At 77.8% G+C, this 10073-nt stretch carries 12 protein-coding genes; 6 read left to right on the top strand and 6 right to left on the bottom strand.

What is annotated here, in order from left to right; genetic code table 11:
* From G6556_RS13790 to G6556_RS13765, 6 genes are all read left to right on the top strand, one after another.
* A partial coding sequence (locus tag G6556_RS13790; protein WP_240934505.1) for an EboA domain-containing protein occupies window positions 1-699 on the top strand: 699 nt, incomplete at its 5' end.
* Window positions 699-1574 (top strand): TatD family hydrolase, encoded by an 876-nt coding sequence (locus tag G6556_RS13785; RefSeq protein ID WP_166942425.1) that lies wholly within the window; start codon window positions 699-701, stop codon window positions 1572-1574. The genes G6556_RS13790 and G6556_RS13785, both read left to right, overlap by 1 nt.
* Window positions 1571-2767, top strand: a complete 1197-nt coding sequence (gene eboE, locus G6556_RS13780) for a metabolite traffic protein EboE (RefSeq protein WP_240934504.1) — start codon at window positions 1571-1573, stop codon at window positions 2765-2767. The genes G6556_RS13785 and eboE overlap by 4 nt, the downstream gene beginning before the upstream one ends.
* Window positions 2764-4176 (top strand): nucleotide pyrophosphatase/phosphodiesterase family protein, encoded by a 1413-nt coding sequence (locus G6556_RS13775; protein ID WP_166942423.1) that lies wholly within the window; start codon window positions 2764-2766, stop codon window positions 4174-4176. Before eboE ends, G6556_RS13775 begins: the two co-directional genes overlap by 4 nt.
* Before the next feature lie 144 nt (window positions 4177-4320).
* Window positions 4321-5817: an RNB domain-containing ribonuclease gene (locus G6556_RS13770; RefSeq protein ID WP_166942420.1), complete on the top strand. Its 1497-nt coding sequence runs from the start codon at window positions 4321-4323 to the stop codon at window positions 5815-5817.
* A gap of 66 nt (window positions 5818-5883) precedes the next feature.
* Entirely contained in the window at window positions 5884-6180 is a 297-nt protein-coding gene (locus G6556_RS13765; RefSeq protein WP_166942417.1) for a hypothetical protein, read from the top strand.
* A 58-nt stretch (window positions 6181-6238) separates the two neighbouring features.
* Here the strand turns inward: G6556_RS13765 and G6556_RS13760 are convergent, their stop codons facing one another.
* The 6 genes from G6556_RS13760 to G6556_RS13735 form a co-directional block, all read right to left on the bottom strand.
* Window positions 6239-6472, bottom strand: coding sequence for a hypothetical protein (locus G6556_RS13760; protein WP_166942414.1), 234 nt, complete (start codon window positions 6470-6472; stop codon window positions 6239-6241).
* A gap of 77 nt (window positions 6473-6549) precedes the next feature.
* Window positions 6550-6867 (bottom strand): DUF3349 domain-containing protein, encoded by a 318-nt coding sequence (locus G6556_RS13755; RefSeq protein ID WP_166942411.1) that lies wholly within the window; start codon window positions 6865-6867, stop codon window positions 6550-6552.
* Window positions 6868-6878: 11 nt separating this feature from the next.
* Window positions 6879-7181, bottom strand: a complete 303-nt coding sequence (locus G6556_RS13750; protein ID WP_166942409.1) for a hypothetical protein — start codon at window positions 7179-7181, stop codon at window positions 6879-6881.
* Window positions 7181-8407: an inorganic phosphate transporter gene (locus G6556_RS13745; protein WP_166942406.1), complete on the bottom strand. Its 1227-nt coding sequence runs from the start codon at window positions 8405-8407 to the stop codon at window positions 7181-7183. Before G6556_RS13745 ends, G6556_RS13750 begins: the two co-directional genes overlap by 1 nt.
* Window positions 8408-8515: 108 nt before the next feature.
* Complete coding sequence (locus G6556_RS13740; protein ID WP_166942403.1) at window positions 8516-9706, bottom strand: hypothetical protein; 1191 nt, start codon at window positions 9704-9706, stop codon at window positions 8516-8518.
* 46 nt (window positions 9707-9752) lie between these two features.
* Window positions 9753-10073 (bottom strand): hypothetical protein (locus G6556_RS13735; protein ID WP_205693479.1); only part of this gene is annotated, 321 nt, incomplete at its 5' end.

The following is a 10073-nucleotide window of genomic DNA, read 5'->3' as shown; positions in this document are numbered from 1 at the left end:
ACCGCGGTCGTCGCGGCCGCCCGCGCCCCGCACGCCGGCTGGCTCGCCGACGCCCTCGCGGAGGTCCGGCGCGACCCCCGCACCGCCGACCGGGTGTTCCCGCTCGCGGGGCGCCGGGTCGGCCGGGACCCGCTGCGCCCGGCCACGGACCCGGCCGGCGTGGTGCACGGCACCGTGGACGACGCCGCCCGCGCGGCCGTGGTCCTGGAGCTGGACGCCGCCCACCGCGGCGACGCCGGGCGGCTCGCCGAGCACCTGGCCGACCTGTACCGCGCGGGGGACACCGCGGAGCGCCGCGGCGTGCTCCGCGGCCTGGACGCCCTGGCGGTCGCGCGGGGCGGGGACCTGCCGGGGCCGCTGGTCGCCGTCGGCCGGGACCTGGCCGCCGACGCCCTGCGCGCCAACGACACGTCGCTGGTCGCCGCGGCCGTCGGGCCGTTCGCCGCCGTGCACCTCGACCAGCACACCTGGCGGCACGCCGTCGTGAAGCTGGTCTTCCAGGGGACCAGCCTCGACGCGGTCGCGGCCCTGGACGACCGCGCCGACGCCGAGCTCGCCCGGATGGCGCGCGACCTCGCCACCGAGCGCCGCGCGGCCGGCCGCGCCGTCCCGGACGACCTGGCCCGCCTCACCGCGCCCGCACCCGGCCGCACCACCGCCGACCGCCCCACCCGCACCGCCGACACCGAGGAGCCGTGATGCGCATCTTCGACCCGCACGTCCACATGACCAGCCGGACCACCGACGACTACGAGGCGATGTACGCCGCGGGCGTCCGCGCGGTCGTCGAGCCCGCCTTCTGGCTGGGTCAGCCGCGGACGAGCGTCGGCTCGTTCGTCGACTACTTCGACGCCCTGCTCGGCTGGGAGCGGTTCCGGGCGGCGCAGTTCGGCGTCCGGCACCACGCGACCATCGCCCTCAACCCGAAGGAGGCCAACGACCCGCGGTGCGCCGAGGTGCTCGACCTCATCCCGCGGTACCTCGCGAAGGACGGCGTCGTCGCGGTCGGCGAGGTCGGCTACGACGCCATGACCCCGGCCGAGGACGAGGCGTTCACCCGGCAGCTCGCCCTGGCCCTGGACGCCGACCTGCCCGTGCTCGTGCACACCCCGCACCGGGACAAGCAGGCCGGCACCCGGCGCACCCTCGACGTCGTCCGCGAGTCGGGGCTGCCCGCGGAGCGGGTGCTCGTGGACCACCTCAACGAGACCACCGTGGCCGCCGTGCGCGACGCCGGCGCCTGGGCCGGGTTCTCGATCTACCCCGACACCAAGATGGACGAGACCCGGATGGTCGCGATCCTGCGGGAGTACGGCACCGAGCGGATGATCGTGAACTCGGCCGCCGACTGGGGTCGCTCCGACCCGCTCAAGACCTGGCGCACCGGCATGACGATGCTGGAGCAGGGCTTCACCGAGGACGACGTGGACCGCGTGCTGTGGCGGAACCCCGTCGAGTTCTACGGGCAGTCCGGCAACCTCGTGCTCGACCCGGTCCCCGGGTTCGTCGCGGGCGAGGCGCCGGCGCCGGCGACCTTCGAGGGCTCCTCCGTGCTGCGCGGGGTGCGCGCATGACCATGCCGCTCTCGTACTGCACGAACGTCCACCCGGCCGAGGACCTCGACGGCGTCCTCGCGCAGCTCGACCGGTACGCGGGTCCCGTCCGCGAGGCCGCGGGGCTCGACACCCTCGGCGTCGGCCTGTGGCTGCCCGCCGACCTCGCGCACCGGCTCGCCGCGAGCACCGACGACCGCGACCGGCTGCGGGCCGCCCTCGCGCGGCACCGGCTGACCGCGCACACCCTGAACGCCTTCCCGTACGGCGGCTTCCACGCCGAGGTGGTCAAGCACGCGGTCTACACCCCGACCTGGGCGGACCCGGCCCGGGCCGCCTACACGCTGGCGTGCGCGGAGGTCCTGGCCGACCTGCTGCCCGACGGCGTCGACGGCTCGATCTCGACGCTGCCGCTCGCGTGGCGGGAGCCGTGGACCCCCGCCGATGACGCCGCGGCGGCGGCCGCCCTCGCCGCGGTCTCCGCCGGCCTGCGGGAGCTGGCCGCGCGCACCGGCCGCACGGTGCGGCTCGCCGTCGAGCCCGAGCCCGCCTGCGTCCTCGACACCGTCGCCGACGTCGTCGGCTGGCTCGAGCCCCGGCTCGGTGCCGGGCCCGGGCAGATCGACCCCGAGCACGTCGGCGTGTGCCTCGACACCTGCCACCTCGCCGTGTCGTTCGCCGACCCGGTGGCCGCCGTGCGGCGGATCCGGCAGGCGGGGCTGCGGGTCGTCAAGGTGCAGGCCTCGGCCGCGCTGCACGTCGAGGACCCCGCCGACCCGGTCTCGCGCGCCGCCGTCGCGCGGTTCGCCGAGCCGCGGTACCTGCACCAGGTGCGGGAGCGCAGCGGGGGAGCCGTGCACGCCGCCGACGACCTGCCGGACGCGCTGGCCGCCGGGGGCCTGCCCGGCGCCGGCGCGTGGCGGGTGCACGTGCACGTCCCGCTGCACGCCCGGCCCGCCGCCCCGCTGTCGGCGACCACCGACGTGCTGCGGGACGCCGTCACCGCCGTCCTGCGCGGCCCGCACGGCGACGCCGCGCACCTCGACGTCGAGACCTACACCTGGGCCGTCCTGCCCGACGACCTCGCGGCCCGCGCGGCCGACGACCTGGTCGCCGGCATCGCCGCCGAGGTGCGCTGGGCGGTCGACCACCTGGACCGCGGGTCCTGGTGGGACGCCGACGGCGACGACCTCACCACCCGGAGGACCGCATGAGGCCCCTGCTCCTGCTCGACGTCGTCGGGCTCACTCCGCGCGCGCTGGCGCACATGCCGCGGCTCTCCCGGCTCGCCGACGGCGGCTGGCGCGCGGGGCTGCGCACCGTGCTGCCCGCCGTGACCTGCTCCGTGCAGTCGACGATGCTCACCGGCCTGGCGCCGTCCGGCCACGGCGTCGTCGGCAACGGCTGGTACTTCCGCGACCTCGGCGAGGTGCACCTGTGGCGGCAGCACAACCGGCTGGTCGCGGGGGAGAAGGTCTGGGAGACCGCCCGCCGTGCCGAGCCGGGCTACACCGCCGCGAACGTCTGCTGGTGGTACGCGATGGGCATGTCCACCGACGTCACCGTGACGCCCCGGCCGGTCTACCACGCCGACGGCCGCAAGTCCCCGGACGCCTACGTCCGGCCGCCGGCCCTGCACGACGAGCTCGTCGAGCGGCTGGGCGACTTCCCGCTGTTCCAGTACTGGGGGCCCACCGCGTCGATCGCGTCGACGGAGTGGATCGTCGCCGCCACCCGGCACCTCCTCGCGACCCGGCCCGCCGACCTGACGATGGCCTACGTCCCGCACCTCGACTACGACCTGCAGCGGTTCGGGCCGCACGACCCGCGCGCCGACGCCGCGGCGGCCGACCTCGACCGCGCGCTGACCCCGCTGCTCGACGACGCCGAGGCCCGCGGCGCCACCGTGCTCGCGGTGTCCGAGTACGGCATCGAGCCGGCATCCCGGCCGGTGCACCTCAACCGCCTGCTCCGCGAAGAGGGGCTGCTGCACGTGTACACCCAGGCCAACGGCGAGCAGCTCGACCCGTGGACCTCGCGCGCGTTCGCCGTCGCCGACCACCAGGTGGCGCACGTGTACGTCGCCGACCAGGCCGACGTCCCGCGGGTCGCGGCCCTGCTCCGGGCCGTCCCCGGCGTCGACGAGGTCCTGGACCGCGCCGCCCAGGCCCGCTACGGCCTGGACCACGAGCGGTCCGGCGAGCTCGTCGTCGTCGCCGAGCCCGGTGCGTGGTTCACGTACTACTTCTGGCTGGACGACGACCGCGCACCCGACTACGCGCGGGGCGTCGACATCCACCGCAAGCCCGGCTACGACCCGGCCGAGCTGTTCTTCGCCGACCGGGCCGCCCAGGCCCGCGCGGGGCTCAACCTGCTGAAGAAGAAGCTCGGGCTGCGGTACGCCATGTCGACCACCCCGCTCGACCCGGCGCGCGTCGCCGGCAGCCACGGCCGGCTGCCGACGTCGGTGGCCGACGCGCCCGTCGTGCTGTGCTCGGAGCCCGACGTGCCACCGGTCGTCGCGGCGGCGCTGGCGGCGGGCGACGCGGTGCCGGCGGCGGCCGTCCGGTCGGCGGTCCTGGAGCTCCAGGGCCTCGGCGCGGTCGCGGCGGCGGCGCGGTGACGTCCGCCTGACCCGAGTCCCCACCCCTTCGTCGCGCCGTCCCCCGGACGATCGTCGGGGCACGCGACAAAGGGGAGGGGACCCGGAGGCGCGCGACCGCGCGACCACCGGGCACCGGCCCGCGTCCCGCCCTAGGCTCACCGCGTGCCCCGACGTCACGTCCGCCTCCGCCCCGCGCCGACCGCCGCCGACGACGCCCGCCGGGTGGACGCCGACGTCCGCGCCGGCCTCGACGCCCTGCGCGCCGAGCTCGACGTCCCCGCCGCGTTCCCGGAGGACGTGCGCGCCGAGGTCGCGTCCGTCCTCGCGAGCGGTCCCGCCGCCGTCCCCCCGGGCGCGCCGGAGCGCGTGGACGCCACCGACGTCCCGTTCGTCACCGTCGACCCCGAGGGCTCCCGGGACCTGGACCAGGCCGTGCACCTGGAGCGCCGGGGCGCGGGGTACCGCCTGCGGTACGCGATCGCCGACGTGGCCGCGTGGGTGCGCCCCGGCGGGGCGGTCGACGCCGAGGCGCGCCGGCGGGTGGTCACGCTGTACGCCCCGGACGGCCGGACCCCGCTGCACCCGCCGGAGCTCTCCGAGGGCGCGGCGAGCCTGCTCCCGGGGCAGGACGCGCCCGCCCTGCTGTGGGAGGTCGACCTGGACGCCGACGGCGCACCGACCGACGCCCGGGTCCGGCGCGCGACGGTCCGCAGCCGGGCCCAGCTCACCTACGAGGGCGCCCAGCGGGCGCTCGACGACGGCACCGCCGACGAGACCCTCGTGCTGCTGCGCGCGGTGGGCCGGCTGCGGCAGGCCGCCGAGGTCGCGCGCGGCGGCCTGACCCTCCCGACACCGGAGCAGGTGGTCGAGGTCGACGCCCGGGGCCGGTGGACCCTGACCAGCCGGGCGACCCTGCCCGTCGAGGAGTGGAACGCCCAGGTGTCGCTGCTCACCGGGATGTGCGCGGCCACGATGATGCTCGACGCCGGGGTCGGGGTCCTGCGCACCCTGCCGCCCGCCGACCCGCGCGACGTCGAGCGGCTGCGGTCCTCGGCGCGGGCGCTCGGCGTGCCGTGGCCGGAGGGCGCCGACGCCGCGACCGTCGTGCGCGGGCTGGACGCCGGGGTGCCCGCGCACGCCGCCCTGCTCACCGAGGCCACGACGCTGCTGCGAGGCGCCGCGTACGTCGCGTTCGACGGCGCGCCCCCCGAGCAGCCATTGCACGCCGCCATCGCCGCGCCGTACGCGCACACCACCGCGCCGCTGCGGCGGCTGGTCGACCGGTTCGTCGGCGAGGTGTGCCTCGCGGTGTCCGCCGGCGTCGAGGTGCCGGCGTGGGCCCGCGCGGCGCTGCCCGACCTGCCCGGGCTGATGGCCGCGGGCGACCGGCGGGCGTCCGCGTACGAGCGCGGCTGCGTGGACCTGGTCGAGGCCGCCCTGCTGCAGGACCGGGTCGGCGAGGAGTTCGACGGCGTCGTGGTCGACGTCCGGGACGGCGGGGAGAGCGGGGTCGTGCAGCTCCGCGACCCGGCGGTCCGGGGACGGGTCGCCGGCGCGGCGCTGCCGCTGGGCACCGACGTGCGCGTGCGGCTGGACGAGGTGTCGGTGCCGGAGCGCACGGTGCGGTTCGTGCTCGACGGGGCGGCGCCGTCGGTCTGACGAGGTCGTCGGCCCCGTCGTGCCGCCGGGGTGCCGGTGCCCGGCCCGGCGGCTAACGTCGACCGGGTGCCCCGCCCGAGGTCCGCGGCCGTCGCCGCGTCGAGCCGGTGGACCGACCCCGACGGGGTCCGCGTCCCCGCCGGGGAGGTGCACGCCTGGGAGCCGGGCCGCAACGAGACGGTGTGCGGGCTGTCGCTGCACCGGTCGGCGCTGGAGCGGTTCCCGCACGTGCGCTGGGCCGACGTGCAGCCCGCCACCGGGCGGCACGCCGACGCGGTCGGCCGCGTGTGCCCGCGGTGCGCGGCCGGGACGGGCCAGCGGCGCGACGAGAAGCCGTGGCGCCGGGTCGACCCGCGCCCGTAGGTGACCCGTGGCCGCCCCGCGTGCGTGCCCGCGCGGGGTCGACGCCCGCGCGCCCGACTCAGGTGGACGTCGTCCCGGGGCCGGCCGGCGCGGGTGCCCCGGCCTCCCGGGCGGCGGCAGCGGCCGCCCGGGCGCGCCGCTCCGCCGCCTCCTCCGCGTCGACCCGCCGGGCGTCGAGCATCCCGTCCCGCACTCCGCGCCGCACGACCAGGTACAGCAGGAACGCCACGACGACGACCGGGAGGACCCAGTACGCAGCGATGATCACCAGCGGGGTGAGCGAGCCGAACATGCCGCCACGCTAGCCGCGGCGGGGTCGCCCGCGGGGGCGTTCCGCGCGCCCGGTCCGCGTGCCCGGTCCGCGCACGGTCAGTGGGCGTCCGGGCCCGCCAGCGGCCACCCGCCGCGCGCCAGGTGCGCCGACACCCGCGCGACGTCCGCCTCCGACGCCGCGTCGAGCGTGGCCGCCCCGATCATCCGCTCGACGTCGGCCGTGGTGATCGCGGCGCCCCGGCTGGCGAGCACCGCGAGGTCGCCCGCGATCTGGTGCACCTCGGCGTCGGTGAGCGACCGCCGCAGCAGCCCGAGCAGCACGACGTAGTCCTGCTGCGGCACGCCCGTCGGGTACCCGGCGCGCAGCCAGCGCAGCACCCGCGCGGGCCAGGTGCTCGTCCCGGTCTCGGTCATCGTCGGCCCCCTCAGGACTTCTCGACCAGCAGCGGGCCGCCGCCGAGGCTCACCTCGTACCCGAGCCCGGACGCCACGACCACGGTGATGCCCAGCACCACCCCGGCGAGCGCGAGCGCGAAGCACAGGATCCCGAGCACCCGGCCGAGCGGGTGCGGCCGGGGCGCGACGCCCGCGGCGTGCTCCTCGGCGTCGCCGCCGGCGCCCCAGGCCGTGGCGCGCAGCCCGAGCCCGAACAGGACCGGCAGGCCCGCGCCCAGCACGAGCGACACGAGCAGCACCTGCCCCAGCATCCCCGTCTCCGTCGCCAGCATCAGCGCACCCCTCCCGCCGTGGCCGGGCGGCGCTCGCGCGCCGGCTCCTGCCACTCGTCGTTGACGTTGCCCGCGTGCACGGAGTCCCGCCGCGACCGCACGTACAGGGCGCCGCTGAGCGCCACCAGCACCAGGACCACCGCGGCCGCCCCGAGCACCCCGCCGCCGAGCACGTGCGCGAGGAACCAGGTCGCCGCCCCGACCAGCCCGGCCGCGGGCATCGTGATGAGCCAGGCGACGCCCATCCGCCCGGCGACGCGCCAGCGCACGGTCGCACCCGGCCGCCCGATCCCGGCACCGAGCACCGAGCCGGTGGTGACCTGGGTCGTCGACAGCGGCAGCCCGAGGTGGCTGGACACGAGGATGGTCGCGGCGGAGGCGGTCTCGGCGGCCATGCCCTGCGGCGGCGCGATGTCGATGAGGCCCTTGCCGAGGGTCCGGATGATCCGCCACCCGCCGAGGTACGTGCCGAGCGCGATCGCCAGCGCGCAGCAGACCTTCACCCACAGGGGGATCGAGGTCGTGCTGGTCCAGTGCCCGGAGGCGATCAGGGCGAGCGTGATCACGCCCATCGTCTTCTGCGCGTCGTTCGTGCCGTGCGCGAGCGACACCAGCGAGGCGGAGCCGATCTGGCCCCAGCGGAACCCGCGCTCGGTGGAGCGCGTGGCCAGACCGACGGTGACCCGGTACACGAACCAGGTGCCGGTCGCCGCGACCACACCCGCGATGACGGGGGACGCCACGGCGGGGATCACGACCTTGCCGAGGATGCCGTCGGGGTCGCCGCCGTCCCCGGTCCAGTGCACCGCTCCCCAGCCGAGACCGGCGACGGTGGCGCCGACCAGGCCGCCGAACAGCGCGTGCGACGAGCTCGACGGCAGGCCGAGCAGCCAGGTCAGCAGGTTCCACACGATCGCGCCGACGAGGCCGGTCAGGACGATGAGCAGCAGCCCCTCGCCGCCGTCCTGCACGAGGTCGGGACTGGGTGCGCCGTCGGGCTCCTGGATCCGGACGACGGCGTTGGTGACCGTGAGCGCCACCTCGACGGACAGGAAGGCACCCACCAGGTTGAGCACCGCGGAGAGGGTCACGGCCGCCTTCGGGGGCAGCGCGTGGGTGGCGATGGACGTGGCCATCGCGTTCGCCGTGTCGTGGAACCCGTTCGTGAAGTCGAACGCGAGCGCGACGACGACCACCAGCACGAGGATGACGGTTGCAGCGTCCACGGCGCCCACGGTGCTCGCCACCTCGCCGGCGCGCACCAGGGGCACCGTTCCGTGGGCGAGTCGTCACCCGCCGTTCACGTGCCCGGTCGCGCGACGGGCGGCGCGCCGTCAGCCGGTGAGCAGCGGCGTCAGCGCCACCACGACGCCGTCGGCCGGCCGGGTCGCGCCCGCCGCCGTCCCGCGGTCCGCGGCCACCGCCTCCTGCAGGTCGTCGAGCGCCTGCGCGAGCTCGGCCGCCGCGTGGTCCGCGTCGTCGGCGTCCTCGGTCCCGGCGCCCGGGCCGTCGGGCCGCAGGGCGCGCACGAGGGCGGCACCGGCCTCGATGGCCCGGGCCGTGCCCTCGCGGACCGCGTCGGCCCGCTCCTGGTCCCCGGCGCGCGCGAGGATCGGGACGTGGACGGCGCGCTCCTCTGGCGGCGTCGCACCGGCGTCCGCGACCGTGCGGGCGGTGGCGACGGCTCGGCGCACGTCCAGCACCACCACCGCGGCGGCGTCGAGGGACGCGGCGTGCCGGTCCTGACGCTGGCGCCAGGACCGGTAGTGCCGGGCGGTCCAGTTGCCCCGCGCCGCCTCCTGCGCGTCCGCGACGGCGGCCCCGGCGGCGGCCCGGGCGGAGCGCAGCGGCCGGTCCGGGGGGACCGGCGCGTCGTCGTCGCGCACCGCTGCGGCGAGCGCGTCGAGGTGGTCGCTCGCTGCGGCGCGGAGCCGGTCGAGCGACCGCTCGGCGGGGGTCAGGGGGAGCGGCGGCACCACCAGGTTCACCGCGACGCCGACCAGGGCCCCGAACAGCGTGAGCCCGACGTAGGCCGAGATGTACCCGACCGGGTCGGCGTTCCCGATGATGAGCACGAACAGCGCGGCCGTCGGGACCCACGAGCCCATGTCGCCGAGCAGCCGCCAGCCGGACAGCAGCACCCCCACCAGCACCACGAGCGCCAGGCCGGCGACGCCGGGGAGGTCGAGCGCGTCCGTGGCGCGCGCCACCACCGCGCCCAGCGCGATCGCCAGCGTCGCCTGCACCGACCGCCGCGTCGTGCCGCGCACGGTCACGGAGGTGGCGATCACCGCGCCGAGCGGCGCGTAGTAGGGGTAGTCGCTCCACGGGCCCGGGACGAGGCGCACCAGGACCCACGCGATGACCGCGGCGCCGGTGGTGCGGACTGCGCGGGTGAGCCAGGGCCGGGCGGCGAGGAACCGGGAGGTGGCGGTGCCGGCGGCGCGGAACCGGGGGAGCCGGCGGGCGGACGGGTCCGGCCCGGGCTCCGGCTCGAGGGCGGTGCGGGGGGTGCGGGAGATCATCGTCTTCAGCGTCGCCCGGCGCGCGGCGGCCCGCACTCGGGCGGGGTCAGCCCGCAGCGGCCCCGGTCGGCGCGGCTCCCCGCGCGGCCGCGCGCCGGTGCAGGTGCACCCGGAGCAGCGCGTGCAGCACGACGTTCCACCAGGCGCACCCGACCGCGATGGCGACCGCGGCGCCCGTGGCCCAGCCGGTCGGCGCGAGCAGCAGCCCCAGCGTCCACGGCAGGCCGAACGGCAGGCCGAACGGCAGCGTCGCGAGCAGGGCGAGGCCCGCGCCGATGTTCGCGTCCGGCGCGGGCTGCGCGGCGAGGACCACGAGCAGCACGGTGACGACGGCGACCGCCACCGCGTGGGCGATCAGGAGGCGGGG

This window comes from Cellulomonas sp. IC4_254, from assembly GCF_011603975.1.
In the GTDB taxonomy this organism is placed as follows: Bacteria; Actinomycetota; Actinomycetes; order Actinomycetales; family Cellulomonadaceae; genus Cellulomonas.
The sequence above is the reverse complement of the archived record's forward strand: the minus strand, read 5'-3'. Positions and strand labels throughout refer to the sequence as shown.